Source organism: Candidatus Dechloromonas phosphoritropha, from assembly GCA_016722705.1.
GTDB classification, from domain to species: Bacteria; Pseudomonadota; Gammaproteobacteria; order Burkholderiales; family Rhodocyclaceae; genus Azonexus; species Azonexus phosphoritrophus.
On record JADKGN010000004.1, the window covers coordinates 1,608,618 to 1,634,673 of the forward strand.

General features: G+C 61.3%; 25 protein-coding genes and 1 pseudogene. 12 read left to right on the top strand and 14 right to left on the bottom strand.

Annotated elements, in window-relative coordinates; all coding sequences use genetic code 11:
- Positions 1 to 82 precede the first annotated feature (82 nt).
- On the top strand, positions 83 to 985 hold the full coding sequence (locus tag IPP03_13620; protein ID MBL0353630.1) for an adenylate/guanylate cyclase domain-containing protein: 903 nt from the start codon (positions 83 to 85) through the stop codon (positions 983 to 985).
- A 69-nt stretch (positions 986 to 1,054) separates the two neighbouring features.
- Here the strand turns inward: IPP03_13620 and IPP03_13625 are convergent, their stop codons facing one another.
- Genes IPP03_13625 through recA form a run of 8 tightly spaced genes read right to left on the bottom strand, consistent with a single transcriptional unit; the run spans position 1,055 to position 6,681 of the window.
- Entirely contained in the window at positions 1,055 to 1,204 is a 150-nt protein-coding gene (locus IPP03_13625) for a hypothetical protein (GenBank protein ID MBL0353631.1), read from the bottom strand.
- On the bottom strand, positions 1,201 to 2,139 hold the full coding sequence (locus IPP03_13630; protein MBL0353632.1) for an HPr kinase/phosphorylase: 939 nt from the start codon (positions 2,137 to 2,139) through the stop codon (positions 1,201 to 1,203). The genes IPP03_13625 and IPP03_13630 overlap by 4 nt, the downstream gene beginning before the upstream one ends.
- 6 nt (positions 2,140 to 2,145) lie before the next feature.
- Positions 2,146 to 2,592, bottom strand: coding sequence for a PTS IIA-like nitrogen regulatory protein PtsN (ptsN, locus tag IPP03_13635; GenBank protein ID MBL0353633.1), 447 nt, complete (start codon positions 2,590 to 2,592; stop codon positions 2,146 to 2,148).
- 50 nt (positions 2,593 to 2,642) lie between these two features.
- Complete coding sequence (gene raiA / locus IPP03_13640) at positions 2,643 to 2,966, bottom strand: ribosome-associated translation inhibitor RaiA (protein MBL0353634.1); 324 nt, start codon at positions 2,964 to 2,966, stop codon at positions 2,643 to 2,645.
- 15 nt (positions 2,967 to 2,981) lie between these two features.
- Complete coding sequence (locus IPP03_13645; GenBank protein MBL0353635.1) at positions 2,982 to 4,451, bottom strand: RNA polymerase factor sigma-54; 1,470 nt, start codon at positions 4,449 to 4,451, stop codon at positions 2,982 to 2,984.
- Between the two features lie 31 nt (positions 4,452 to 4,482).
- Positions 4,483 to 5,220: an LPS export ABC transporter ATP-binding protein gene (gene lptB / locus IPP03_13650; protein MBL0353636.1), complete on the bottom strand. Its 738-nt coding sequence runs from the start codon at positions 5,218 to 5,220 to the stop codon at positions 4,483 to 4,485.
- Positions 5,217 to 5,660, bottom strand: a complete 444-nt coding sequence (gene recX, locus IPP03_13655; GenBank protein MBL0353637.1) for a recombination regulator RecX — start codon at positions 5,658 to 5,660, stop codon at positions 5,217 to 5,219. The genes lptB and recX overlap by 4 nt, the downstream gene beginning before the upstream one ends.
- On the bottom strand, positions 5,653 to 6,681 hold the full coding sequence (recA, locus tag IPP03_13660) for a recombinase RecA (protein ID MBL0353638.1): 1,029 nt from the start codon (positions 6,679 to 6,681) through the stop codon (positions 5,653 to 5,655). The genes recX and recA overlap by 8 nt, the downstream gene beginning before the upstream one ends.
- 371 nt (positions 6,682 to 7,052) lie before the next feature.
- Between recA and IPP03_13665 the strand changes: the two genes are divergently transcribed.
- Complete coding sequence (locus tag IPP03_13665) at positions 7,053 to 8,549, top strand: sodium:solute symporter family protein (protein ID MBL0353639.1); 1,497 nt, start codon at positions 7,053 to 7,055, stop codon at positions 8,547 to 8,549.
- Here IPP03_13665 and IPP03_13670 read toward each other — a convergent pair.
- Positions 8,543 to 9,007: a hypothetical protein gene (locus tag IPP03_13670; GenBank protein MBL0353640.1), complete on the bottom strand. Its 465-nt coding sequence runs from the start codon at positions 9,005 to 9,007 to the stop codon at positions 8,543 to 8,545. The two genes, IPP03_13665 and IPP03_13670, sit on opposite strands and share 7 nt — an antisense overlap.
- A gap of 450 nt (positions 9,008 to 9,457) precedes the next feature.
- Positions 9,458 to 9,703 carry a hypothetical protein gene (locus IPP03_13675; protein ID MBL0353641.1) on the bottom strand — a complete coding sequence of 82 codons (246 nt, stop codon included), beginning with the start codon at positions 9,701 to 9,703 and terminating at the stop codon, positions 9,458 to 9,460.
- Positions 9,704 to 9,783: 80 nt separating this feature from the next.
- Between IPP03_13675 and IPP03_13680 the strand changes: the two genes are divergently transcribed.
- The 9 genes from IPP03_13680 to dsbD all read left to right on the top strand — a co-directional run bounded on the left by IPP03_13680 (position 9,784) and on the right by dsbD (position 19,553).
- Positions 9,784 to 10,836, top strand: a complete 1,053-nt coding sequence (locus tag IPP03_13680; protein MBL0353642.1) for a VanZ family protein — start codon at positions 9,784 to 9,786, stop codon at positions 10,834 to 10,836.
- Complete coding sequence (locus IPP03_13685; GenBank protein ID MBL0353643.1) at positions 10,785 to 13,490, top strand: cation-transporting P-type ATPase; 2,706 nt, start codon at positions 10,785 to 10,787, stop codon at positions 13,488 to 13,490. The genes IPP03_13680 and IPP03_13685 overlap by 52 nt, the downstream gene beginning before the upstream one ends.
- A gap of 39 nt (positions 13,491 to 13,529) precedes the next feature.
- Positions 13,530 to 13,838: an NAD(P)H-dependent oxidoreductase subunit E gene (locus IPP03_13690; protein MBL0353644.1), complete on the top strand. Its 309-nt coding sequence runs from the start codon at positions 13,530 to 13,532 to the stop codon at positions 13,836 to 13,838.
- On the top strand, positions 13,835 to 14,473 hold the full coding sequence (locus tag IPP03_13695; GenBank protein ID MBL0353645.1) for an alpha/beta hydrolase: 639 nt from the start codon (positions 13,835 to 13,837) through the stop codon (positions 14,471 to 14,473). Before IPP03_13690 ends, IPP03_13695 begins: the two co-directional genes overlap by 4 nt.
- A complete protein-coding gene (locus tag IPP03_13700; GenBank protein ID MBL0353646.1) occupies positions 14,461 to 15,378 on the top strand; it encodes an ATP-binding cassette domain-containing protein in 918 nt (305 codons plus the stop codon). Before IPP03_13695 ends, IPP03_13700 begins: the two co-directional genes overlap by 13 nt.
- 131 nt (positions 15,379 to 15,509) lie before the next feature.
- Positions 15,510 to 16,601 (top strand): hypothetical protein, encoded by a 1,092-nt coding sequence (locus IPP03_13705; GenBank protein MBL0353647.1) that lies wholly within the window; start codon positions 15,510 to 15,512, stop codon positions 16,599 to 16,601.
- A gap of 85 nt (positions 16,602 to 16,686) precedes the next feature.
- Positions 16,687 to 17,463 carry an ABC transporter permease gene (locus IPP03_13710; GenBank protein MBL0353648.1) on the top strand — a complete coding sequence of 259 codons (777 nt, stop codon included), beginning with the start codon at positions 16,687 to 16,689 and terminating at the stop codon, positions 17,461 to 17,463.
- A 9-nt stretch (positions 17,464 to 17,472) separates the two neighbouring features.
- Positions 17,473 to 17,790: a divalent-cation tolerance protein CutA gene (locus tag IPP03_13715; protein MBL0353649.1), complete on the top strand. Its 318-nt coding sequence runs from the start codon at positions 17,473 to 17,475 to the stop codon at positions 17,788 to 17,790.
- Between the two features lie 2 nt (positions 17,791 to 17,792).
- A complete protein-coding gene (gene dsbD, locus IPP03_13720; GenBank protein ID MBL0353650.1) occupies positions 17,793 to 19,553 on the top strand; it encodes a protein-disulfide reductase DsbD in 1,761 nt (586 codons plus the stop codon).
- 51 nt (positions 19,554 to 19,604) lie between these two features.
- Here the strand turns inward: dsbD and IPP03_13725 are convergent, their stop codons facing one another.
- The 4 genes and pseudogenes from IPP03_13725 to IPP03_13740 all read right to left on the bottom strand — a co-directional run bounded on the left by IPP03_13725 (position 19,605) and on the right by IPP03_13740 (position 24,522).
- Positions 19,605 to 20,240: a hypothetical protein gene (locus IPP03_13725; protein ID MBL0353651.1), complete on the bottom strand. Its 636-nt coding sequence runs from the start codon at positions 20,238 to 20,240 to the stop codon at positions 19,605 to 19,607.
- A gap of 69 nt (positions 20,241 to 20,309) precedes the next feature.
- Complete coding sequence (locus IPP03_13730; protein ID MBL0353652.1) at positions 20,310 to 21,086, bottom strand: sulfite exporter TauE/SafE family protein; 777 nt, start codon at positions 21,084 to 21,086, stop codon at positions 20,310 to 20,312.
- Between the two features lie 573 nt (positions 21,087 to 21,659).
- Positions 21,660 to 22,468, bottom strand: a pseudogene (locus tag IPP03_13735) (IS5 family transposase).
- A gap of 872 nt (positions 22,469 to 23,340) precedes the next feature.
- Complete coding sequence (locus tag IPP03_13740) at positions 23,341 to 24,522, bottom strand: IS4 family transposase (protein ID MBL0353653.1); 1,182 nt, start codon at positions 24,520 to 24,522, stop codon at positions 23,341 to 23,343.
- Between the two features lie 129 nt (positions 24,523 to 24,651).
- On the opposite strand from IPP03_13740, the gene IPP03_13745 reads away from it, so the two are divergent.
- Positions 24,652 to 25,623: a formylglycine-generating enzyme family protein gene (locus IPP03_13745; GenBank protein MBL0353654.1), complete on the top strand. Its 972-nt coding sequence runs from the start codon at positions 24,652 to 24,654 to the stop codon at positions 25,621 to 25,623.
- Positions 25,624 to 26,056 lie beyond the last annotated feature (433 nt).

Consider the following 26,056-nt stretch of genomic DNA (forward strand, 5'->3'; position numbering starts at 1 on the left):
GACTCCGCCTCATAATGCGATAATCGAGCCTTTGAAATTGATCCTGTCTTCGATGAGTAAAGCGCAAAGCAAAGTGTTTGCCATGTTCGCCGACGTATCGGGAAGCGCCCGTCTTTTCCAGCGCATCGGAGACACCGAAGCCGCCTACGCCGTCGAACGGTGCGTGAAACGCATGGAACGCTCGATTGCGGGCTACCGCGGTCAGACGTTAAAGATCTCGGGCGGCGAACTTGTGGCCGCTTTCGAATCGGCGGAAGACGCCTGTCGGGCGGCCATCAACATGCAATTGCGCGTATCCAAGCTACCCCCGGTTTCCGGACTCAAGCTCACCATCCGCATCGGCCTGCATTTCGGGGTGATCGACTGGGGCGGTGGCATCCCGAGCGAGAAGATCGTTACCGTCGCGAAAAACAAGGCGGTTACCGGCGCCAGAAACATTGCCGGGCTGGCACGCATTGACCAGATCGTCGCCAGTTCGCCGTTGATCCGTGAACTTCCGAAGCGCAGTGCCATCCTCAGCCGAGTGATGGCGGATCTGGGGCGTCTCAACGAGGGCGACAAGAGTTTCGATCTTTCCGAAGTGGATTGGCAGACCCACGACGAACAGCATCCGGAACATGGTTTGATCATGGATCCGACACCCAGCCAGCTTCTTGCCGACGTCGATCGCCTGTGCATCCGTTACCGTGGAAATGCGTTCCTGCTCGACGAGAAGTCTCCCTTGCTGACTCTGGGACGCAGCCCGGGCAACAAGCTGCTGATTATCGACCACAAAGCCTCGCGGACCCATGGCCGCATCGAACTGCGGACAGACAGTTACTTTTACATTGATAGCAGCACCAACGGAAGCTATGTCAGCCTGGGCACAGAGAAGGAGATCCTGGTCCGGCGCGGGGAAATCGAACTTAAGGGCAGTGGCCGCTTATGTTTTGGCACATCGGGCCAAGATCCCAAGGCCGATTGCGCCGAATTCGAACATCTCTAGGAAAGCGCGAATTCATTAACGGCCACCCGAGGGTGGCCGTTGCGGTCGACGCCGGAAACGACAGCGAAATCAGTTGGCTGCGTGAGCGTCAGCCACGCACTTCTTCATGAAACTGTCCTTGGCCGCGCCCGCCAGCCTTTTGTCGGCGGCTCTGGCCGCGTAGTCGTCGGCGGCATGCACGAAGGATGCGGCTAAGGCTGCGATCAGCAAGGCAATCAACCTTCTTCGTCAAGCATCATGCGTTGCTGGCGGTCGATGAAGTCCTGCATGCTGTCGATCCCGCGCAAGTGCAGGATGGTATTGCGCACCGCCGCTTCGAGCAGCACCGCGAGGTTGCGCCCGGCCGCGACCGGAATGACGACGGTGCGAATCGGGACGCCGAGGACTTCCTGCGTCTGGGCATCCAGCGGCAGGCGCGGGGCGTCGGCGCCACTGACGGACTTTTGGAGATGGACGATCAGCTTGAGCTTCATCTTGCGACGGGACGCCGTCTCGCCGAATATGGTCCGGATATTGAGCAGTCCGAGGCCGCGCACTTCGAGGAAGTCGCGGAGCATGCCGGGGCAGCGGCCCTCGACCGTCGCCGGCGCGATGCGGCCCATCTCGACGACGTCGTCGGCGACCAGGCCATGGCCCCGCGAAATCAGTTCGAGCGCCAGTTCCGACTTGCCGACGCCGGAATCCCCGGTAATCAGCACACCCATGCCGAATACGTCCATGAAGACCCCATGCAGGTTGACCGTGTCGGCGAGGCGTGCCGAAAGATAAATGCGCAACAAGTCGATGACGGCGGAACATGGCTTCGGCGACAGGATGACCGGGGTATCGGAAGCCTTGCAAGCCTCGATCAGCACCTCCGGGGCCGTCAGACCGTCGGCGACGAGTACAGCCGGCGGCTTCGCCAGCAGCAACTCGTGAAACAGATGGGCGAAGCGACGCTCGCCGATGCGCATGGCCCAATCGTATTCTCCCTGGCCCATGACCTGGAGACGCTCGGGGTGGATGATGTTGATATGACCTACGACGTCGGCGCCATAGTTGCTGGAAGCCTTGATCTCGATCCGCCGGTCGACGCGCTGACCGATCACCCAGTTCAGCAGCAGCTTTTCGCGATTGTCCTCGTAAAGCTGAACCAGACTGATGTGACGAAGCACCGGAGACTAGTTCTGGAAGAGGGCGATGACGGCGGCCGGGTCCGGCGCCGCGGCCAAGGCATCGCGGAACGGCCTTTCGGCGAAGCGTTGGGCCAGTTCGGAGAGAATTTCCAGATGGTGCTCGGTCGCCTGCTCCGGAACGAGCAGGAAAAATAGCAGATTGACTGCACGCCCATCCGGTGCATCGAAGGGAACGGGAGTCTTTAGCCGTACGAACGCTCCGGCTGCCTGTTTCAGGCCCTTGATACGGCCGTGGGGAATGGCCACTCCCTGCCCAAGGCCGGTGGAACCGAGCTTCTCCCGAGCGAACAGACTGTCGAAAACGACAGCACGGGAAAGTCCGAGATTGCTTTCGAAAACCATGCCGACCTGCTCAAAAACGCGCTTCTTGCTGCTCGACTCGAGGTCGAGAAGCACCTGCCCGGCGGGCAGGATATTGTTCAGTGGATTCATCATTTCACCAAAGACAAGACCGCGGCGAAATCGCAGCGGTCGTTAAAAACTCAGCCAGCCACTTCGTGGGTTGGCTTGTCGCCCCGATGGTGGTCCTGAACCTTTTGCTTGTATTTCTGAACCTGGCGGTCCAGCTTGTCGAACAGGGCGTCGATGGCGGCATAGAGGTCTTCCCCGGATTCCTCCACATGCATGTCCTTGCCCGGCACATGCACGGTGACCTCGGCTTTTTGCTTCAGCTTTTCAACCGACAGAATCACATTCACGCCAGTGACCTTGTCAAAATGGCGAATGACGGGATCCAGCTTGTTCTCGACGTACAGTCGCAATGCCGGCGTAACTTCAATGTGATGACCAGCGATTTGCAGATTCATTTATTTCTCCTCTTGCTACAGGGTCTTGCGTAAATTGACCGGCGGGATATTGAGCGACTCACGGTATTTTGCCACCGTACGACGGGCCACAACAATGCCCTGCTGGCCTAGTATTTCGGATAATTGGCTATCCGACAAGGGTTTCTTGCCGTCTTCGGCGCCGACCAGCTGCTTGATCAGCGCGCGAATGGCGGTGGCGGAGCACGCGCCTCCGCTATCGGTGGACACGTGACTGCCGAAGAAATATTTCAGTTCGAAGATTCCGCGTGGGGTCGCCATGTACTTCTGGTTGGTCACCCGCGACACGGTCGATTCGTGCAGACCGAGAATGTCGGCGATCTCGCGCAGGACCAGCGGACGCATAGCCACTTCGCCATGTTCGAAAAACTGCCGCTGGCGATCGACGATGGCCTGTGTTACCCGGTGAATGGTCTCGAAGCGCTGCTGCACATTTTTTATCAGCCAGCGCGCCTCCTGCAACTGGCCGCTCAGATTGCCGTTGCCGCGCCGCTGCCGCGCCAGTACCTCGGCGTAAAGGCGATTGATGCGCAGCCGCGGGTAGGCATCCGGGTTGATGTAAGCGGTCCATTTGTCCCTCAGCTTCTTGACGATGACATCGGGGGTAATGTAACGGGCCTCGATCTGCGCGAAGCGCGATCCCGGTCGTGGATCAAGGCTGACGATCAGCGCGTGGGCATCCTTTAGCGCCTGCTCGGTGCAATCGGTTAGGCGCCGGATTCTGGCGAAGTCGCGGGCCGCCAGGAGTTCAAGATGCTTCTCGACGATGTCCAGCGCCAGTTGCCGCGCGCTTGATTTCGGGAGAGCCTTGAGTTGCAGCGCGAGACACTCCCGCGGACTGCGCGCGCCGATGCCTGTGGGTTCAAAACTCTGGATATGGCAAAGGGCGATTTCCAGATCTTCCAGCTCGATCTCGTGCTCCGGTGGAAGGCTTTCGAGAAGTTCGGCGAGCGGTGTAGCCAGATAGCCGTCGTCGTCGAGCGCTTCGATCAGGAAACGCACGAGACTGCGGTCGCGCTCGCTGAGTTGCATGACACCCATCTGCCAGGTCAGGTGATCACGCAGGCTGGGAGTGCTGCCGTGAATGTCCTGGGCATCGCCGTCATCGTCGTCATCGCGACCGGCTCCGGTAAACGTGCCAGCATCCGAATTCCAGCGGTCATCATCGACGTCCGGCGGCGCGCCTGGGGCAGCCATCTCGCGGTCGTCCCGCGCATCGCGCTCGTCGCGTTCATCATGATCGGCGCGTTTCTCCGCGTCACTGCGCGGCGCATCGAATTGCTGGGCCGATACGAACGACTCGTTGCCGCCATCGTCATCGCGTTCCAGCATCGGGTTTTCGAGCAGGTAATTTTCGATTTCCTGGTGCATCTCGATCGTCGACAACTGCAGGAGCTTGATCGACTGCTGCAACTGGGGGGTAAGCGCCAGATGCTGCGAAAGCTTTAGCTGGAGAGCGGGCTTCATCGATCGGAGGCCTTGCTACCGGGTTCGGGTTTCACAGCCTGAAGTGCTCTCCCAGGTAAACCTTGCGTACGCTCTCGTTGCCGACAATTTCGTCGGAGCGTCCGGCAGCGAGGACGCGCCCCTCGTTGATGATGTAGGCGTGGTCGCAGATCCCCAGCGTTTCGCGGACATTGTGGTCGGTAATCAAGACACCGATTCGGCGTTCCTTGAGAAACCTGATGATTTTCTGGATTTCGAGCACGGCAATCGGATCGACCCCGGCAAACGGTTCGTCGAGCAGAATGAAGCGCGGATCGGTCGCCAGCGCGCGGGCGATCTCCACCCGCCGTCGCTCGCCGCCAGACAGCGCAGCCGCGTTGATATGGCGGACATGTTCGATATGCAGCTCGTCGAGCAGGCCCTCGAGGCGATCATTGACTTCCGTTTCCGAAATATTCAGTAATTCAAGGACCGCCCGGATGTTCTCTTCCACGGTCAACTTGCGGAAGACCGAAGCCTCCTGCGGCAGATAGGAAACTCCCTGACGCGCCCGACTGTGCATTGGCAGGTGAGTCAGCCGGGCATCGTCGATGTAGACCTCCCCGCCATCGGCGGGGGCGAGACCGACGATCATGTAGAAACACGTCGTCTTACCCGCGCCATTGGGCCCGAGCAGGCCAACCACCTCGCCACTCTTCACCTCGAAGGAAACATCGGTGACCACTGTGCGCGCCTTGTATTTCTTGCGCAGATTGCTTGCCGCCAGCCTTGAAACGGCGAAATCACTCATTCGTCGGCTCCGCGCATGACGCCGCGAATCGCTTCGCCGGAGAAACCGCGATATTGCAGAAAGCGCATCTGCCTGCCGCGCTCTGATGCGTCCGTTGGCAAGCAGCCGAATTTCCGGGCCCATACGGCCCTGCAGCGCGCCGCTTCATCACCGCCTTCGGGCAGCGCGGCAGCGATGTCATCGTCGCTTATGCCGTGCTGTCGCAACTCATGCTTCAGTCGCACATTGCCGTAGCGCACGGCACGTGTCGCGATACGCCCGTTCGCGTAGCGTTGATCCGAGAGCAGGCACTCGGCCTGCAGTGCATCGAGCACCGAATCCAGTTCCTCCTCCGACTCGGCGCCGGCGGCGAGTTTAGCCTTCATCTCGGCCCGGCTATGATCCCGCCGGGCAAGCAACCGCAGCGCGGCAACCCGCAGCGCATGCCCGGAATCAGGCATTACCCGGCGCCGACTTGGTCGGCTTGATCACCGTGCTGCTCGCTGCCTCGCGGATACGGGCTTCGATCTCCCGGGCAATCTCGGGATGGCTGCGCAGGAATTCGCGGGAATTGTCCTTGCCTTGGCCAATCTTCTCGCCTTTGTACGAATACCAGGCGCCCGCCTTGTCAACCAGTTTGTGGGCGACGCCCATCTCGACAATTTCACCTTGCCGGGAAATGCCCTCGCCATAGAGGATGTCGAAAATGGCTTCGCGGAAGGGTGGGGCGACCTTGTTCTTGACCACCTTGACCTTGGTTTCACTGCCGATCACCTCGTCGCCCCGCTTGATCGCGCCGATACGGCGGATATCGAGGCGCACCGACGCGTAAAACTTCAGTGCGTTGCCGCCGGTCGTCGTTTCCGGCGAACCGAACATGACGCCGATTTTCATGCGGATCTGGTTGATGAAGACGACCAGCGTGTTGGTCTTCTTGATGTTGGCGGTCAGCTTGCGTAGCGCCTGGCTCATCAGGCGGGCGTGCAGGCCGACCATCTGATCGCCCATTTCGCCTTCGATTTCGGCGCGCGGCGTGAGCGCGGCAACCGAGTCGATGACGATGATGTCGACCGAACCCGAGCGCACCAGCATGTCGGCGATTTCGAGCGCCTGTTCGCCGGTATCAGGCTGGGAAATGAGCAGTTCGCCGACGTTGACCCCGAGTTTCTGCGCATATTGCGGGTCAAGGGCATGTTCGGCGTCGATGAACGCGGCGACACCGCCCAGCTTCTGCATCTCGGCGATGACCTGCAGGCAGAGTGTGGTCTTTCCGGAAGACTCCGGGCCATAGACCTCGACAACCCGACCCCGTGGCAGGCCGCCGACGCCGAGCGCAATGTCCAATCCCAGCGAGCCGGTGGATACCACCTGAATGGCTTCGTCGATTTCGGCATCGCCCATCTTCATGATGGAGCCCTTGCCGAACTGCTTTTCGATCTGTTGCAACGCTGCCGCGAGCGCCTTTGCCTTGTTGTCGTCCATTGCGAACCCTCGGTAATTGATGGAATTATGGCACACGGGCCAAAGTTGGAACAGAAATTGCTGAAGACCAGACTCCGAACAGCCACGCTGCCCGATAGCGCGGCCAAACCCACGCGGGCCCGGTACGCCTTTCGCTCTTCCGGTCGATTGACAGGCCGCACAGCGACAGGCGCAACGCAATTAGCTGTTCATATATACAGTATATTTAAATGGCGTCGATGGCAAGTATTGCCTGGCGCTGCCGTGGGCATCAAACTCGCGCCTATTTCAACCAATGCCGGGTGGCCAGCTTGGGCGTCACCCGCCCATGTGGTCCTTCGGGAACCCTATAATTCGCGCAATATCAACATCTTGCGTTGCGGCTGCACGGCATGCTGATCTGGTTCGTCGTCCTCTACCTGATGCTGTCCATCGGCATCGGGCTCTACGTGGCCACCCGCGTGCACACCGCCAAGGATTTCGCGGTGGCTGGCCGCCACCTGCCGTTGCCGGTCGTCACCGCCACCGTGTTCGCCACCTGGTTCGGAGCGGAGGCGGTGTTCGGCGTTTCCGCCACCTTCGTCAAGGACGGCCTGCGCGGCGTCGTTGCCGACCCCTTTGGCTCCTCGTTGTGCCTGATCATCGCCGGCTTCTTCTTCGCAAAAAAACTCTACAAGCTGAACATCCTGACCCTTGGCGACTACTTCCGCATGCGCTACAACCGTTCGGTCGAGGTCCTGACCACGCTGTGCATCGTCGCCTCCTACCTCGGCTGGGTGTCGGCGCAGATCAAGGCGCTCGGCCTCATCTTCAACGTTGTCACCGACGGCTTTGTCAGCCAGACCGCCGGCATGATTCTCGGCGCCGCCATTGTCCTCACCTACACCACCTTCGGCGGCATGCTCTCGGTCGCCATCCTCGATTTCGTCCAGATGGGCGTCATCATGGGCGGCATGCTCTACATCGGCTACCTCGTCTCCGGCCTGACCGGGGGGGTGGAATTGGTCATCAATCACGCGTCGACCGCGGGCAAGCTCGATTTCTTCCCACCGCCCGACCCCTGGCAGTGGCTGACTTTCCTCGGTGCCTGGATCACTATGATGCTCGGCTCGATCCCGCAACAGGACGTCTTCCAGCGCATCACCTCGGCGAGGACCGCGACCATCGCCATCTGGGGCTCGATCCTCGGCGGCTCAATCTACTTCTGCTTCACCTTCGTGCCGATGTTCATCGCCTATGCGGCCACCTTGATCGACCCCGACCTGTTCAACGAGCTGATGCAGACCGATTCGCAACTGGTCCTGCCGACGCTGGTCCTGCAACACACGCCAGTTTTCGCCCAGGCCATCTTCTTCGGCGCCGTGCTGTCGGCGGTCATGAGTTGCTCTTCGGCGACGCTGCTGGCCCCGTCGGTCGCCTTCTCGGAAAACATCGTGCGCGGCTTCTTTCCCGGCATGGGCGACCATCAGTTCCTGCGCGTCATGCGCGTCGCCATCGTCGTCTTTACCCTCATCGTCCTCGCCTTCGCTCTGTACTCCAATTCCAGCATCTTCAAGATGGTCGAGAACGCCTACAAGGTGACGCTGGCCGGCGCCTTCGTGCCGCTGTTCTTCGGCGCGTTCTGGAAACGGGCCACCACGCAGGGCGCGCTGGCAGCGATACTCGGCGGCCTCAGTGCCTGGATCCTGGTCGAATTGCTGATCGGCGAGACGAGTCTGGTGCCGCCGCAACTGATCGGATTGGCAATTAGCATGCTCGGCATGATCGCCGGCTCGCTGCTCCCGCAATGGGTGGGCCGCCCGACGCCGCACGCGGACATTCACGCCGCCCTGCATCACCGCGCTGCCGCCGAATCCCATCATGTGGCGGATCACCCACACCGTCACTGAGCCAGCTTCGACTCCCCCACCGTCTGCACGCTCCGCCGCCAGCCAAAGCACGAACCTGCCAAATTCGGTAGTTTATCGAGGCCGAGATGCGCCTCGTCGACCACCACGCCGAGCGCCAGCCCGTGCACTGGGGCGCGGGCGACGAAGGCTGCCAGAGTGCGCACCTCGTCATCACCGTCGGCGTCAGGCCGATGCAGTTGGCAGCCAGTGCGTCCTCGGTCTGCTGCACCAGATTGACGAAGGGAACGAACCACAGCCACAAGGTCGGGCGCGCCGCATTGACCTCTTCCAGCACGCGCGAATATGTAGGTCTTGCCCGAGCCGGTCGGCGCACGCAGCAGGCAGGGCGGCGACGGGTGGCACAGCAGCGCCTCCGCCATGTGCTCGATGATCGCGCTCTGTAAATTTTCTGGCTCGATGGCGGCGGACTGGACGGCGATGATGTCGGGCGCGCTCATTGGTTTTTCCACGGCATCCGGATTTTCGGGTGTTACCTACAACGTCACATGAATTCACTACACGCCGAGTAGCGCTTCTCGCCACGGCGTGGAGAGAATTCGGCAATGTTACGGTCGACCGCCAAAACAGCTCGATTTTGCTCGCTCATGGCTGGCCTCCTCCCGCCTGTCTGCGCAGCAACGCGTCGAGCAGGCTGTAGCAATTGATCTCGACGCCTTGCGCCGCGATTTGTTCGGCCAGTGTCGCTGGCTGTGGTGAATAGGCAGCCAGGCGACCAGCGTCGCAACGGTTTCGCAGTCGACCCGTTCGCAGACCAGCACCGCACAATCGCCGGATTGGCCAAGGAACTTGACCGACCCCGGCGACGGCGGGCGCGCCGTGCCGAGGCGGCCCAGGGCGAGCAACTGGAAAGCGGACGGTGTCGGCCGCGAAGGGTGCGTCGGCGCTTTCTACTTTGCCGAGTTGCAGATGGGCAAAATCGCCTGAAATTCCCGGTCGACCGCGATAAGCCTGAATAGCCCGGCGGATACGCTCGGTACAGACAGCGCGGCATCGCGTTCGATGGCATTGGCTTTCCAGTTCAGGCCGAGCTTCCATTTGGTCAGATGCTCGACCAGCAAGCGGCACAACTGCGCCTCGCCGAGTTGATCCAGTTGCCCGAGCAGGCCGCTCACGGGAATGTTTGTCATGGTCATTGAGGGTCATTCCTCCGCTTTTTGCGCCAATTGACTGACCTGCTGCTGACGGGCGCAGCCTTAGTCCATACAATTGAGGCATGGAAACCCGCGGCCCGCCTCTTCTCGCCCGTTACCTCGCGCTGGCTTGGCTCGGCCTGGTCGTCTATGGCAGCCTGCACCCGTTTGCCGGCTGGCGCGACACTGGGATCTCGCCCTTCGCTTTCCTCGAAGGCGCCTGGCCGCGCTACTGGACAGCATTCGATCTCGTCGCCAATGTCGCGGTCTACATGCCTTTGGGCTTCCTGCTGACGCTCGCCCTACGGGGATTGCCGGGTCGCTTTACCGCCCCGGTTCTCGCTGTCCTCATCTCGGCGACGGTCAGCCTGACGCTTGAGACCTTGCAGACCTGGCTGCCCTCGCGTGTTCCATCGAACGTCGATCTTGCCTGCAATACGCTGGGCAGCCTGCTCGGAGCGATCCTGGCACAACTGGTCGGGCTGCGCGTCTTCGTCCGCTTCGCGGCATGGCAGAAGCGCCTGATCGCGCCGATCCCGCATGCCGAACTCGGTCTGACCCTGCTCGGCCTCTGGCTGCTGATCCCGCTGTCGCCGGAGATCCTTTTGTTCGGCGCCGGCGACCTCCGCCAGATACTCGAACTGAGCAGCGCTGTTCCCTTTGCCGCCCACAGCTTCGTCCTGATCGAGGCGAGCATCACCGCGCTCAATGCGCTGGCCGTGGGAATCATCGTCCGCGCGTTGTGCGCCCGCAAGGCACTCGCGTATGTCGCCGTGCCGCTGTTCATCCTTTTCGGCCTCATCGTGCGCACGGTTGCCACGGCGATTCTGGTCACTCCGAATGAAGCCTTCGCCTGGCTCACGCCGGGGGCGAAAATCGGCCTGCTTCTCGCCAGCATTGGCCTGGCGGTGGCCATCGCCCTGCCGGCAACCGCCCGGCTGCTGCTGGCGGCGCTGGCGCTGCTGGCCGGAGCGATGCTGGTCAATCTAGCCCCACCCAATCCGTACTCCGCCGTGGCCCTGGCGACCTGGCGGCAAGGCCACTTTCTCAACTTCAACGGACTGACACGCTGGACAGCAACACTATGGCCCTTCCTGACAATGCCCTTCCTGCTGCTGACCGTACGTCGCCATTAGCCTGGCACGCGCTGACCGCGGACCACGCCGCCGACCGGCTCGGCGTCGACCACACGCGGGGGCTGAGCGCGAACGAGGCGGCGGAGCGCCTGCTCCGTCATGGCCCCAATCGGCTGACCGAAACGCCGGGCAAACCGGCCTGGCGCCGCTTCGCCGAGCAACTCGCGCAGCCGCTGGTGCTGGTGCTGATCGCCGCCGGACTGGTGACCAGCGCGCTCGGCGAATGGGTCGATGCCAGCGTGATCTTCGGTGTCGTGCTGGTCAATGCCGTCATCGGCTACTGGCAGGAAGCCAAGGCCGAGGGCGCGCTGGCGGCGCTGGCGCGCAGCGTCGCCACCCCGGTCACGGTGCGCCGCGATGGCCAGCGTCTGAAGCTTGACGCCGGCCAACTGGTGCCCGGCGATGTCGTCCTGCTTGCTGCCGGTGATCGCGTCCCGGCTGACCTGCGCGTGATTCACCAGCGCGAACTGCACGCCGACGAATCGCTGCTGACCGGCGAGTCACTGCCGGTGGACAAGAGCAGCGCCACCATGGCGGACGACACACCGCTTGCCGAACGCCGCAACATGGCCTACGCGGGCGCCACCATCGTCGCCGGGCAGGGTACCGGGCTGGTTATCGCAACCGGCGATGCCACCGAAACCGGGCGCATTGCCGACCTGATCGCCAGTGCCCCCGAATTGGCGACACCGCTGACGCGCAAGATGGCGACCTTCTCGAACTGGCTGCTGTGGGCCATCGGCGGCCTCGCGCTGCTCACCGTCGCGGTCGGGCTGGCGCGCGGCGAGGCGCCTTTCGACATGTTCATGGCCGCCGTCGCGCTGGCCGTCGGCGCTATCCCCGAAGGACTGCCGGCCGCCGTCACGGTGACGCTGGCGATCGGCGTCGGACGGATGGCGAAGCGGCGCGCCATCATCCGCCGCCTGGCCGCCGTGGAAACCCTGGGCAGCACGACGGTGATCTGCTCGGACAAGACCGGCACCCTGACCGAGAATGCGATGACTGTGCGCGCCCTTTACTGTGGCAACCGGCAGTTCACGGTAAGCGGCCACGGCTACAGCCCGCAAGGCGAAATCCACCATGACGAGGCAACAGAGGCCTGTGCTGGCGCCCTGCGCGAAGGACTGGTCGCCGGTGCCCTGTGCAACGATGCCGGCCTGGCTAAAAGTGGCCATCACTGGACGATCACCGGCGACCCGACCGAAGCGGCACTGCTCGTTGTCGCACGCAAGGGCGGGCTCGACGAACACACGCTGAACGCGCTGTTTCCCCGCCAGGACGAACTGCCGTTCGACGCCTGCCGGCAATACATGGCAACGGCGCACGCCGCTGACGGCCAGCAAGTCATCTACGTCAAAGGCGCGCTCGAACGCCTGTTGCCGCGCTGCGTCGAGCAACTCGCCGCCGACGGCCAGCCGGAAGTGCTCGACCGGGGACAGATCGAAGCCGTCGCCGAAGGCTTTGCCGGGCAGGGTATGCGCGTCCTGCTGCTGGCGCGCCGGGTGCTTCCCGACGACAGCGATTTGTCCGACGAATGCGTGCACGGGCTGAGCCTGATTGGTGTGGTCGGCATGATCGATCCGCCGCGCAAGGCGGCGATCAGCGCCATCCGCAACTGCCATTCGGCCGGCATCCGCGTCAAGATGATTACCGGCGACCACGCCGTCACGGCACTGGCCATCGCCCGCCAGATCGGGCTCGCCGCCGACAAGGCGCTGACCGGGCGCGAACTGGCGCTGCTCGACGACGATGCCCTGGCACTGGCCGCCCACGAAATCGACGTCTTCGCCCGCGTCGAACCCGAGCAGAAGCTGCGTCTGGTGCGCGCCCTGCAATCGCGCGGCGAGGTCGTCGCGATGACCGGCGACGGTGTCAACGACGCACCGGCGCTGAAGCAGGCCAATATCGGCATCGCCATGGGTCTGGGCGGTACCGAAGTGGCCAAGGAAGCCTCGGCCATGGTTCTCACCGACGACAATTTCGCCAGCATAGAGGCGGCGGTCGAGGAGGGCAGGGGGGTCTGGGACAATTTGGTCAAGTTCATCACGTGGACGCTGCCGACCAATTTCGGCGAGGGACTGGTCATCGTCGCCGCCATCCTGTCCGGCAGCTCGCTGCCGATCACGCCGCTGCAGATTCTCTGGATCAACATGACCACCGCCGTGCTGCTCGGCCTGACGCTGGCCTTCGAGCCAATCGAACGCGGCATCATGCAGCGCTTGCCGCGCCGCATCGAAACCCCGGTGCTCGACAGCGCCCTGATCCGCCGCATCGTGCTGGTTTCGTTGCTGCTGCTGGCCGGCGCCTTCGGGCTCTACCTGCGCCAACTGGGGCAAGGCCATACGCTGGCCGAGGCACGCACCGTTGCGGTCAACGTCTTCGTCATGGTCGAAACGCTCTATCTGTTCAACTGCCGCTCGCTGACCCGCGGCTTCTGGACCCTCGGCATTTTCTCCAACCTCTGGGTGTGGGGCGGCATCGCCAGCACGGTCTTCCTGCAACTGCTGCTCACCTACTGGGCACCGCTCAATGCCGCATTCCAGACGGCACCGATCGGGCTGGTCGAGTGGGCCGAGATTTTCGCCTTTGCGCTATGCTCTTCGTTGATCATTGCGCTGGAGAAATGCTGGACGAACAGCAGGCGTTCCAGGTAGAGCGGACCACCTATAATGGCCGTCCCAAGGAGATTGCCAATGAGTCATTACAAGCATCACGTATTTTTCTGCTGCAACCAGCGCGAGCCGGGGGAAACCTGCTGCAACGCACGCGGCGCCAGTGAAATGCAGACCTATGCCAAAGACCGCATCGGCGAGCTGAAGATGAAGGGCCCTGGCATGGTACGCATCAACAAATCCGGCTGCCTGGACCGCTGTGACGAAGGGCCGGTCATGGTGGTCTATCCGGAAGCCATCTGGTACACCTATATCGACAAGGAAGACGTCGAGGAAATCATCCAGGAACATCTGGTCAATGGTCGGATCGTGGAGCGTCTGAAGATATGAGGGCACCGGAAGAGAAAATCATGGTCGACGGCCCCGCCGGCAAGATCGAAGTCATCATGGAGCGCCCCGACGCGCCGCGCGGCATCGCGCTGGTCGCCCACCCGCACCCGGTCGGCGGCGGCGCCAACACCAACAAGGTCGCCTACACGCTGGCCCGCACCTTCGTCAGCCTCGGCTACGCGGCATTCCGCCCCAACTTTCGCGGTGTCGGCGCCAGCGAGGGCGTCCACGACGAGGGCGATGGCGAAACCGAGGACTTGCTTGCCGTGCTGAACAACGCCAAGTGCCGCTGCGGCAACCTGCCGGTGGCGCTTGCCGGCTTCTCGTTCGGCGCCTTCTGCCAGACGCGTCTGGCCCGGCGCCTGGTTGAGCTCGGCTACCCGGCGCAGCGCCTGGTGCTGGTCGGCACCGCCGCCGGCTTCGTCGAGGGCGCCCGCCACTATGACACCGAGGCCGTACCGCACGACACCATCGTCATCCACGGCTCGGCCGACGAGACGGTGCCGCTGGAAAATGTCTTAGACTGGGCGCGGCTGCTCGACCTGCCGGTGATCGTCGTCCCCGGCGCCGACCACTTCTTTCACCGTCGCCTGCACCTGATCCGCGACATCGTCACCCGCGCGTGGCGGCACTAGCGGCAGCCAATCTGCGCAAGACCTATGGCGACACGGAGGTCGTCGCCGGGCTGTCGTTTGCCGTCAACTCCGGCACCTGTTTTGGCCTGCTCGGGCCGAACGGCGCCGGCAAGACGACGACGCTGCGCCTCTGCCTCGGGCTGACCGCGCCAGACAGTGGCACGATCAGCCTGAACGGGCACGCCATTCCCGCTGCTGCGCAGAAGGCGCGGGCAAGGGTCGGCGTCGTGCCACAATTCGACAACCTCGATCCCGACTTCACCTGCGCCGAAAACCTGCTCGTCTTCGGTCGCTACTTCAGTATTCCCGACCGCGAAATCACGGCACGCATCCCGCAACTGCTCGACTTTGCCGGCCTCGGCAGCAAGGCCGATGCCCGCATCGCGACGCTATCGGGCGGCATGAAGCGCCGGCTGACACTGGCTCGGGCGCTGGTCAACGATCCGGAAATCATCTTCCTCGACGAGCCGACCACCGGTCTCGACCCACAGGCCCGCCACCTGATCTGGGAGCGCCTGAAACAGCTCAAGTCGGCGGGAAAGACGCTGATCCTGACCACGCACTTCATGGACGAGGCCGAGCGCCTGTGTGATTCGCTGATCGTCATCGACCACGGGCGGCTGATTGCCGAGGGCAGCCCGCGCCGGTTGATCGCTGAGCACATCGAGCCGCAGGTCGTCGAAGTCTACGATGAAGCCGGAGGTCACCTGCCAGCCTTTGTCGCAGCGATGCGCGATCTCGCCGAGCGGATCGAGACTAGCGGCGAGACCGCCTTCTTCTACTGCTCCGATGAGCGCGCGCTACTGGCCCGCCTCGCCGACGCACCTGGATTGCGCTACGTGCACCGCGCTTCGAATCTCGAAGACGTCTTCATCAAGCTCACCGGTCGGGAACTGCGCGACTGAAACGGGGCTTCGGTGCGACGCCGGCGCGGTGAAAATGGCCTGGAATTCGCCGTCGACCGCGCTGGACGCCAGGGCATGGCAATGGTCTAGAATGTCGTTACCCCTTAACCCTGAACTTGCGGAGGCTGACCATGACAAACCGAAACAATCCAAACGCGCTGCGGGCATTGTGTTTTACGCTCGGCGCGGTGGTGCTCCCGGCGAGCGCGGCGCCAACCAATTATGAAATGACGCTGACGACTAACGCAGGCATGGGAGCCGGAGGCATGGCAAGCGTCTTCGGCATGATGACCGGCGGCATGAGCAGCAGCATCAGCCGGCACATGGATCTGCGCCTGACCTCGCCGACCGATCTGCCGGCCAGTTACGAAGCCGCGCACACGGTGCCGGAAGGCATGGGCATCGGTCCGCAGCTCCCGCTGCGCGGTGAACGCCGTTCCACCGGCGGCAACGGCGAGGAAAGCGATCCTGACGGCCGCGTGCTGATCTACTGGGGCTGCTCGCCGACCGTGGCCAAGGGTCAGCCCGAGGTGATCGATTTCCGCACCATGGCCGGCAAGCTGCCACCGGAAATCCAGGCCATGGCGCGGCAGAGCCGCAGTCAGGGCAAGGGCGGTGCACCCGATGTGTTGCTGCCGCCGCGCAGCATCGGCTGGCCGGGCGGCGACAGCAATTACCACGGCATTCCGGAGAACGCCTCGGCGGTTGGCGATCACGTCGTCAAGACCAATTTCATGAAGGACGATATCCGTTACACCCTGGCGCCGGCTCTCGACTTTCTCCAACCGATGAACCTCAAGGCGCGTTCGGGCGATCTCAAGGCGGCGGTGCCGCTCGCCTGGGATGCCCTGACCCGTGCCCGCGGCTACGACCTGCAGGCGGTAGCCGCGAAGGACGAAAAGGAGATCGTGATCTGGCTGGCCAACCGCAACAAGAGCCCGATGCTGCCGGCCAGTCAGCACGAATGCACTATCCCCGAAGGTATTTTCGCCAAGGCCGAAATGGCGATGTTGACCGGTACGGCGCACGGGCCAGTCCAGGGGTATTCCTTCCCGCCGCAGAAGCCGGGCGAGAAAAAGCCGCTGATCTGGTCCGCGACGGTTCGCGTTATGGCTCATGACAGCGCGCTTCTCGGGATGGAAGCCGCCGCCGCCTCCGGGTCGGCGAACGAATCGGCGATGCCGGGTGTCGGTGACGTCCTGAAAGGTATCTTCGGCCGATGACCTGGCGTTTCTCCGGCGACCGGGCAGGGCAGGTTCTCTCCGGTCGCTCTTACCGGGCACGGTCCGGAGCGGAAGCCGGGGCGTGATGCTGAGCGGCATTCGCCCCGCGATTTTCGGCTGGCTTCCAGTATGGCGACGCAATTTCCTGGTCTGGAAAAAGCTCGCCCTGCCATCGATCCTGGGCAACCTCGCCGACCCGCTGATCTACATGCTCGGGCTCGGCTATGGACTGGGCCGGATGCTCCCTACTATTGACGGCCAGTCCTACATCACCTTCCTGGCCGCCGGTATCGTCTGTTCGTCGACCATGAACGCCGCAACCTTCGAAGCCCTGTACTCGGCGTTCTCGCGCATGCACATCCAGAAAACCTGGGATGCCATTCTCAACACACCGCTCGGCCTCGCCGACGTTGTCGCCGGCGAGTTGTTCTGGGCAGCGACCAAGTCCTTCTTTTCCGGTGCTGCGATTCTCGTCGTCGTCACCGCGCTCGGGCTGACGCACGGCCCGCTGCTTCTCTGGGCCCTCCCGGCCATCGTCCTCACCGGCCTCGCTTTCGCTGCGCTCGGCCTGATCTGGAATGCGCTGGCGCCGTCCTACGATTTTTTCATGTACTACTTCACGCTCTTCATCACGCCGATGACATTGATATCCGGGGTCTTTTTCCCGACCGACCAGCTTCCCGGCTGGCTCGCCGCGGTCGGCGGCTGGCTACCGCTGGCGCAAGGCATCGGGCTGGTGCGGCCGCTGCTCGCGGGAGAAGTGCCCGCCGATGCCCCAACCCGCATCGCAGCGCTGCTCGGAATGACGGCGGCTGCCTTCACCGTCGCGCTGCACCTGACGCGGCGGCGCCTACTCAAGTAGAATCCGCTCATGGAAACCCTGCTCGTCCTCACCAACTGTCCCGACGCGGAAACCGCCAACGCCATCGCGCTGGCCGTCGTGGAAGCAAGGCTGGCGGCTTGCGTCAATATCCTGCCGCGCGTGCAGTCTATCTACCGCTGGCAGGGCGGGATCGAGTCGGTAACGGAAATACCCCTGTTGATCAAGTCGACCGCGGCGAGCTACCCGGCACTCGAAGAGGTAATCCGCGCCCTGCATCCCCACAAAATTCCGGAAATCATCGCCCTGCCGATCGATCGCGGCCTGCCAGCCTACCTGAACTGGGTGGTTGAAGAAACACTCCAATGATCATGCGCCGCTTGCTCTTGCTCTTTGCCTTGCTCGTTTCGTTCGCCCACGCCGATGAATTCCTCGACCCGGCCATCGCCTTTCAGCCCGGCGCGCGCGCTCTCGACGCGCAGACCATCGAGGTCGCCTTCGCCATCGCCAAGGGCTATTACCTCTACCGCGACAAGTTCCGCTTCGCCGTCGAAGGCGAAGCAGTCACCCTCGGCAGTCCGGTTTTCCCCAAGGGCAAGATGAAGGACGACGAGAATTTCGGTAAGGTCGAGGTTTTCTACAACAGCGTCGCCATCCGCCTGCCAGTCGAGCGCAATGCCTCGGGCACGCTCCCGCTCAAGCTCAATGTCACCTCGCAGGGTTGCGCCGATGCCGGCGTCTGCTACCCGCCGCAGACGCAGACGGTGACCGTCACGCTGCCCGATCCGGCGACCACGCCCGCCGCGACCACAGAAGCAGCAGCTGGCCCCGGGGTCGACGTCGACGAAAGCGGCAAAATCGCCGGCATCCTCCGTAATGCCGGGTTCTGGGCCAATCTCGCCTTTTTCTTCATCGCTGGCCTCGGCCTGGCGTTGACCCCCTGCGTGCTGCCGATGATCCCCATCCTCTCCGGCATCATCGCCGGTCAGGGTCACCGCAATTCCCACGCCCGTGGCTTCGCACTGTCGCTCGCCTACGTTCTCGGCATGGCGGTGACCTACGCCGCCGCCGGCATCGCCGCCGGGCTGACCGGAACGCTGCTCTCGGCAGCCCTGCAGAACGCCTGGGTGCTCGGCGGTTTCGCGCTGATCTTCGTCGTACTTTCCTTCTCGATGTTCGGCTTCTACGAATTGCAACTGCCGACGGCGCTGCAAAGCAAGCTGTCGGAAGAATCCGGGCACCTGCAGGGCGGCCGCGGCATCGGTGTCTTCGCCATGGGGGCGCTGTCGGCGCTGATCGTCGGCCCCTGCGTCGCCGCGCCGCTGGCTGGCGCGCTGCTCTACATCGGCCAGACCGGCGACGCCGTGTTCGGCGGCACGGCGCTGTTCGTCATGGCGCTCGGGATGGGCGCGCCGCTGATCGCCGTCGGCACCGCCGGCGGCTCGCTGCTACCGAAGACCGGCCCGTGGATGGAAGGCGTCAAGAAGGGCTTCGGCGTGCTGCTGTTGGCCACTGCCGTCTGGCTGCTGACACCGGTTGTACCTCCGGTCGTTCCGATGCTGGCATGGGCGGCGCTGCTGATCATTCCCGCCATCTACCTGCACGCGCTCGACCCGCTGCCGCCGCATGCCAGGGGCTGGCAGCGCTTCTGGAAAGGCATCGGTATCATCATGCTGCTGACCGGGGCCGCGCTTCTGGTCGGGGCACTTTCAGGCAGTCGGGATCCGTTGCAGCCGCTAGCCGGTTTGCGCACCCCGGCCGTCGCCGGCGAGTTCAAGAAGCTGGTGTTCGAGCCGGTCCACTCGGTCGCCGAACTCGAGGCGCGCCTGGCCGCGGTCGACCGTCCGGTAATGCTCGATTTCTACGCCGACTGGTGCGTTTCCTGCAAGGAGATGGAGCGCTACACCTTTGCTGACCCGGCGGTGCAGGCCAGGCTGGCCGGATTCGTCTTGCTCAAGGCCGATGTCACTGCCAATGCACTGGAGGACAAGGCGCTGCTCGCCCGCTTCGGGCTGTTCGGACCACCAGGGATCGTGTTTTTTGCGCCGGGCGGCAAGGAAATCGCGGGTCTCCGGGTCGTTGGCTTTCAGGAAGCCGCAAGTTTTCTGCGTACTCTGGAAAAAGCTGGCTAACGAGCCGCTTAATACTCTCCCGCAATCGACCTTGAACGCGATGACCGGAGATTATTGATGGATCACCTTATTCACGGTCGCCGAATCCCCTTCGATCTTTCGCACCTTGTCCCGCGTCCACTGGACGTAGAAGGACTCGAACCCTGACCACCAGTAGCGCCAGCTGGGAGCCTCGAGGCCTTTCCTGTCGTCTACCTGCGGATAGCCAATGGACATGATGACCTGCTCTCTGGTCATGCCCTTCATCACGCGACCCAACTCGATTGCCGAACGCACTCCGACTGGAAAGCTTTCAAGGCGGCGCCGCGGATCCTGGGCCACGACAGCCCTGTCAAGCCATTGACCAGGGTTTTCACCGGTCTGGGCTGGATCGGGCCGCAACAGCATCTGTTGGCCATTGATCTCGATAATCGCCTGGGCATTGTCGATCTCCCTGATCAGCACCGGCGTCCCGGCCGCGATGAAGGGCAAGTTGACGTAATTGGAACTGTTGATCTGGTCGCCGCTGTAACGCAGGTTGCAGCAGGCAAAACCGCTGCGCAGACTGGCAGTCGACCAGACTCGGGTGGCGGCGCTCTGATCGGTCATCCCATTGCCGCCCGGCGCTCCGGCGCAGGAAGTGAGGAGAAGAACCCCGACAGCCGTCAGCGCAATCCGCGTGTACGGATGAATTCGACTCAGGAACACGTGGATACCTCTTTGCTCATGTGATGATTATAACCTTCCGCCACACCTGTCCCCGACCCACAGCGGATGTCACAACGCCACGACGGTGTCCCAGGCGAAGCGGATGATGAGGACTCCGACCACCAGCAGGAAGATCTGCCTTATCAATCCGCTGCCATACCTCAGCGCCAGCCAGGTACCAACCATCGAGCCACCGACGTTAGCCGCCGCCATGGCCGCCGCCACAAGAGGCATAACGTAGGCATTGGGCAGAAAATACGCGAGGGCTGCCAGGTTGGTCACGAGATTCACCACCTTCGCGCTGGCGGAGGCATGAAGAAAGTCGAAGCCAAAGAAGCGAACGAACAGGAAGATCAGGAAACTGCCCGTACCGGGCCCGAAAAAGCCATCGTAGAAGCCGATTGCGCCACCCAGAAGAAGAGCGAACAGCAGTTCGCGATGACCATCAAATGTCGGACAATGCACCTGCCCGAAATCCTTGCGTTTCAGCGTGTAGACTGCAGCAACGATAAGCATCACGAGAATCAGCGGACGCACCACATCTCTCGGCAACCAGGCGACGGCGGCTGCACCAAAGTAGGAAAAGGCCAAAGCGGCGAGCGCCGTCGGCAGGATCGTCCGCCACGGCATGTTCACCCGCCGTGCGTAGCGCCATGTCGCATTGGCCGTGCCGACGACGCTGGCGCACTTGTTGGTCCCGAAGAGTGTCGCCGCCTGTTCTCCGGGATGGATGGCAAACAGCGCGGGAATCTGGATCAGTCCGCCGCCGCCGACCACCGCGTCGATACCACCGGCGAGAAAAGCCGCAAGGACTAGCGCCAGCAAGCCCGGAGGCAACGGTTCCAACTCGATGCAGAAGCTAGCGAAACGGCGCAAAACCGCGCCGTTGCGTTGATTTAGAAATTCCGATTTCCATCATGGGAAAAAATAGGGGAACACTTTTTGAAATTATCCCCTGAATGATGCCATGATCACCGTCCTGCCAGCGCCGACTTTCTAACGTGAGGCCGCTACCCGCCATATTGCAGACTGCTGATATTGCATTCCCAATGGCGGTTCAAGGTTGTCAGCGGCCCATCATGCTTTTCGGCAATCGGGCCGGATTCGACCCTCAGCCGTCTCATGACATTGGAAAGCCATTTGGCTACTTACTGAACACAAAGCCGCCTCTCAAGGATTTCAAGCGGGTGACTCTTGATCGGCCTGACTGGACGGTGGCACCAAACGCCGCCTAGGTCCGCAATAGAAGGATTACCGGCCGGGCACCGGGCGATAACCGGTAATTTCGCTGAGCGGCGGCTATTCGATTTTTGCTACTTCCGGATTCGACTGGCGTTGGTGCACTATTAGCATAGTCTTATACAATAATGGCTTACGTTCGCGGTTTTCAGCATGAACTTCCCCTCTCCCCATCCTGATTCATGCCGCAGGCGCAATTTGCCCAGCCCGGACAGACTTTGGCAGGCCGAGATAGGTGAACTGGTTAATGATGGTTACCCGGACGTGGCTCTCGGCAACCTGCCGGTCAAACGCACGGGAGAAGAGTCGATCCCCCAATTGCTTGAGCCGATACATCATGTTTTCGGTTGTGTGCCCTCGGTGTCGTAGGCGCCATCCGCCGAGACTTGACCGACGTCACCGTCGACTTGTGCCAACAGATCAGGGAAGACTTCGCTGTCGTGCCAGTCCGCCGTCGTCACTTCAATCCCGATGATGTCCTTGGCCGTCTCATCGACGGCCAGGTGAATCTTGCGCCAAGTGCGGCGTTTGCCGACACCGTGTTGGCGAACCTTCCATTCGCCTTCCCCGAATATCTTCAGCCCGGTCGAGTCGACCACGACATGCGTGGCGCCAACTCTCGGACGCCGGGGAATCTTGACTTCCAGCGTCGCCGCCCGGCGCGACATGTGGGTGTGGTCCGGCACCGGCAGGTCCAGCGCACACAGGCGCATCAGCGATTTGAGCAGACCTTCGGTCGCCCGATAGGGCAGACGGAACAGGGTCTTGAGCGTCAGGCAGGTTTGAATCGCGACCTCCGAGTACGTGCCCGGTTTGCCTCGACCCACCGGACGCGGCGGCTTCCAGGTCTTGGCCACGCTGTCCTCGTCAAACCAGATCGTCAGGTTGCCGCGATTGACCAGCGCACGGTCGTATTCCGCCCAGTTCTTCACCCGGTAGCGGTATTTCGGCTGTGCCGTGCTTGCGTCCATCTTCGTTCTTGCTGCCATCTGTATCTCTCTCGCTCGTCAAAAACCCGCCACGCGGCAAACTATGACATTATATTGCGCCAACGCCGATTCGACCCTCAACTGTCTGATGACTTTTGCAAGGGCTATGGCGACTTTACAATCATAAAGCTGCCAGTCAAAACGGTGCTCTGGGAGGGAGGTTTTAATTAATAATCCCGCAAACACCGGCGTGTAGAGGGGTTATTTTTTTGGTGCAGAAAGTTTGAATCCAGTTTCCTGGCGGGTCGCTTACTTCGACTTCACGCCAAAAGCATAAAACACCTCGAAACAGCGTTCTTATGGAGCTTTTTCTCAAAACCCCCTGACTTCGGAATTTTAGTTCCAAATCTTGAAACCCTTGCTGCACAAGGCTTTGCGGGGGGGGGGGGCGCTGACCGAGTTCTCGATGGCATACATTTTGGTTTCGTGGAGGCTGCCAACGCGAAATGTCTGGTTGGTGAGGGGAAGAAGGACGGCAAGTTCGGTCTTTTAAACTCGCAATTATTCATTGACCGATGTGGCTCCCGCTACGGGTATGCGCTCAAAAAAGATGCGACATTGTTCGACCCAACGTGAGCAGACTTTGCCACCGCGCCTTCTGCCAATTCGTTCGCCACTGCTGAACGGATGCCGAAAGTTACGACCTGGCAGTACAATCCACAAGCCCAACCGGTGCCGGAGTTGGAATTCGATCGGTGCATCGTAGTCCGTCTCGGCACCGACCGATGCGGAAGTTTGCTCCCTTTTCACTGCCTCCCGGAGCCAGAGTGTAGATTGGCAGCCGTTTACGAGGCTACCTATAATTTTGGTGATTGCGCTGGACTCTCTATTTTTTCGGGAAACTCATGCGTCAAATTCGAGTTCTGATCACACTACTGTCCGGAGATTTTCGTGAATAAATTTAATTGGTTAGTCATTTGTGGTTCCTCCTGATTGGATTTGATATTTGTAATCAGTTGATTGATTGGTGTTTTCTCGAACAGAGTCAGGCTCAGAATCTGTAGGATTGTGTAGAGCGATGCCATGGATTTCAGCCGTTTTTTGAGGATGGCGACGAGCACATACACGGCGATAGCGATCCAGACCTGAGTCTTGACTGAGTTCTCTGAAGTCCCGAAAAATGCCTTGATTCGCAGATGCTGCTTGATCCATTTGAAAAAGAGTTCCACCTGCCAGCGACAGCGGTACAACTCGGCGATGGTCAGGGCAGGAAGGTCGAAATTGTTGGTGAGGAAAACGAGCAACTTGTCGTGCTTGGCATCGTAGAACTTCACCCGACGCAAATGGATCGGGTAACCCTGACTGGGCCGTGGCCCGGTCAGCATGATGGTCTGGTCGCAACGCAGACCGGTCGTTTTGTCGACTGGATGCGAATAGACCCGCCGGTATTGAAGGTTGGATTTGGCGCGCGTGACAAAGAAAGCTTGGGTCAGATGCAGGGCGTGGAGTCGGGCGAAATCGATATAACCCCGATCCATGACGTAGAAACTGCCAGCCTCGAAAATGATCTGATCGAGGATATTGACATCGTGGAGCTTGCCGTCCGAGATGTGAATGAAAGTCGGGATGTTGCCCCGCAGATCGAGGAGCGTATGGAGTTTGACAGCCCCTTTGCGTTGGCGAAAACGCGCCCAGGGAAAGAGCGCCAGGCACAAGTCGATCGTGGTCGAGTCGAGGGCATAGACTGTATGCGTCAATTCCAAGCCGAAGCTGTCCTCGGCATAGAGTTTGCGCGCCGTCTGGATCAGGCTGAGGGCGAAATCCTGATAGATGCGCCAGTCGCGGTTCTCGTTGGCGTCCGCCAAGGTACTGCGGGCGATGCCGCCGCGAATGCCCAGATGATAGCGCTTGGCTTCGTGGGCACGCAGGCAGGTCTCGATGTCGCGCAGGCTTTCCCGGTAGGTCAGTTGCGCGAAGGCCATGCACAGAAACTGATCGAGGTGAGAGAAAGTGAGCGTCCGGTCACGGCCAAGGTACTTGGCCACGCAGCGCCAGAAGGTGTGCAGTGGCAGATGATCCATCACTTGGGCGAATACCAGCTTCCCTGTATGCATTGAACCACCCCCGGAAAAATCCGGTAGTTTCCAACACATTGAAATCGGCAACACCTACGAACATTGTTTATGTGCTTTCTTTCAAGCAGTTAAAACTCATCACCCCGGACATCTCCGGACAGTAGTGTTCTGATCATTGTTCTTTGCCTTTCTCTGTTCCTGGGTTCGTTCGGTTGCGGACACTTGGCACGGCCCCAAAACGCTCCTACGAACAGCAACTTAGATGAAATTGGTATCCCCCTGGTTGTGATACCGCCAGGTGAGTTTTTTATGGGTGGCACGGAAACGGCGGAAGCATTGGTATTAGCGTACCCGAATTCGGGGAAAACGCCTGACTACTTCGCTGACGAGTACCCAAGGCACCGTGTGCGGATTACCAAGGCGTTCTTGCTGGGTAAGTTCGAGGTTACGGTGGCACAGTTTCGTCAGTTCACCGCCGAAACTGGGTACAAAACCGAAGCGGAGTCGGATGGTACCGGTAGTTGGGGGTGCAACACTTCAACGGGTCGGTGCGAGGGCCGACAATTGCAATACACTTGGCAGAATCCAGGATATCCCCTGCTTGACGCACAACCCGTCGTCAACGTTAGCTACAACGACGCCTTGGCTTTCTGTCAGTGGCTCAGCAAGAAGGAAGGCAAGCATTATCGCCTGCCGACGGAAGCGGAATGGGAATATGCGAATCGTGCTGGAACTCAAACACGGTACGCGAACTCGAACGATCCGGCCCAGTTGCCGATCTCCGCTCGCGCCATTGATCTATCGCGACATGCCGAATTCGGGCATGTACAGGAAATCGTCATCACTCCTGGCGACCCGACCGCGTTTCCAGTTCCAGTGGGGCGCTTAGCTCCAAATTCATTCGGGCTGCATGATATGCATGGAAATGTCTGGGAGTGGGTCGCTGACTGGTACGGCGCGACGTACTATTCCGAGTCTCCCGTCGACGATCCTCAAGGGCCGCCCAACGGGAATTTGAAGGTGCGGCGTGGCGGCGCCTGGAATAGCTTCCCGATTTGGCTTCGTTCGTCCTTCCGCAACTGGAACACGCCAAGCAGTCGATGCGTCAACCTGGGCTTTCGCGTTGCACGAGACCTGTAGGTCTCTGGTTCCCTGACGGTTGCCCGGATTGGAGCGCCTCGACACTGGAGACTTTTTACAGCATCGCGTCACACCTTGCCCATCTCCCGACACGTTCCGGGTTGATCAATTAGGAAGGATCAATAGAATGCCGAATAATTACAACCTTGCATGTGCGATCTATCGCCATCATCTGGATACGCCCGACGCCGTCGCCGTGGCGTGCCAAGGGCGATCCCTCAATTATGGCGAATTGGCCGAACGGGCTTCTCGCTTGGCCTCTAGCAGCTTGTCGGGCTTTCTCGGAAAACCATGCCAAATGGGATTTACGCTCAAAAATTAGGCGGAATTTTCAGTTTTACAACAGTTTCGAACGCGCTTTCGCCCAAAGCACCTCTGAAAATCTCCGTAGCGGTCGTGCATTTCCTAAGTCCGACAGGCTCCTAGCCTCGTA

What these genes read in the sequence shown, in the direction of transcription:
- IPP03_13620 (MBL0353630.1), top strand. Translation starts at nt 83, where the DNA reads ATGTTCGCCGACGTATCGGGAAGCGCCCGTCTTTTCCAGCGCATCGGA.
- ptsN (MBL0353633.1), bottom strand. Translation starts at nt 2,592, where the DNA reads ATGAATCCACTGAACAATATCCTGCCCGCCGGGCAGGTGCTTCTCGAC.
- raiA (MBL0353634.1), bottom strand. Translation starts at nt 2,966, where the DNA reads ATGAATCTGCAAATCGCTGGTCATCACATTGAAGTTACGCCGGCATTG.
- IPP03_13645 (MBL0353635.1), bottom strand. Translation starts at nt 4,451, where the DNA reads ATGAAGCCCGCTCTCCAGCTAAAGCTTTCGCAGCATCTGGCGCTTACC.
- lptB (MBL0353636.1), bottom strand. Translation starts at nt 5,220, where the DNA reads ATGAGTGATTTCGCCGTTTCAAGGCTGGCGGCAAGCAATCTGCGCAAG.
- recX (MBL0353637.1), bottom strand. Translation starts at nt 5,660, where the DNA reads ATGCCTGATTCCGGGCATGCGCTGCGGGTTGCCGCGCTGCGGTTGCTT.
- recA (MBL0353638.1), bottom strand. Translation starts at nt 6,681, where the DNA reads ATGGACGACAACAAGGCAAAGGCGCTCGCGGCAGCGTTGCAACAGATC.
- IPP03_13665 (MBL0353639.1), top strand. Translation starts at nt 7,053, where the DNA reads ATGCTGATCTGGTTCGTCGTCCTCTACCTGATGCTGTCCATCGGCATC.
- IPP03_13670 (MBL0353640.1), bottom strand. Translation starts at nt 9,007, where the DNA reads ATGAGCGCGCCCGACATCATCGCCGTCCAGTCCGCCGCCATCGAGCCA.
- IPP03_13675 (MBL0353641.1), bottom strand. Translation starts at nt 9,703, where the DNA reads ATGACCATGACAAACATTCCCGTGAGCGGCCTGCTCGGGCAACTGGAT.
- IPP03_13680 (MBL0353642.1), top strand. Translation starts at nt 9,784, where the DNA reads ATGGAAACCCGCGGCCCGCCTCTTCTCGCCCGTTACCTCGCGCTGGCT.
- IPP03_13685 (MBL0353643.1), top strand. Translation starts at nt 10,785, where the DNA reads ATGGCCCTTCCTGACAATGCCCTTCCTGCTGCTGACCGTACGTCGCCA.
- IPP03_13690 (MBL0353644.1), top strand. Translation starts at nt 13,530, where the DNA reads ATGAGTCATTACAAGCATCACGTATTTTTCTGCTGCAACCAGCGCGAG.
- IPP03_13695 (MBL0353645.1), top strand. Translation starts at nt 13,835, where the DNA reads ATGAGGGCACCGGAAGAGAAAATCATGGTCGACGGCCCCGCCGGCAAG.
- IPP03_13705 (MBL0353647.1), top strand. Translation starts at nt 15,510, where the DNA reads ATGACAAACCGAAACAATCCAAACGCGCTGCGGGCATTGTGTTTTACG.
- IPP03_13710 (MBL0353648.1), top strand. Translation starts at nt 16,687, where the DNA reads ATGCTGAGCGGCATTCGCCCCGCGATTTTCGGCTGGCTTCCAGTATGG.
- IPP03_13715 (MBL0353649.1), top strand. Translation starts at nt 17,473, where the DNA reads ATGGAAACCCTGCTCGTCCTCACCAACTGTCCCGACGCGGAAACCGCC.
- dsbD (MBL0353650.1), top strand. Translation starts at nt 17,793, where the DNA reads ATGCGCCGCTTGCTCTTGCTCTTTGCCTTGCTCGTTTCGTTCGCCCAC.
- IPP03_13740 (MBL0353653.1), bottom strand. Translation starts at nt 24,522, where the DNA reads ATGCATACAGGGAAGCTGGTATTCGCCCAAGTGATGGATCATCTGCCA.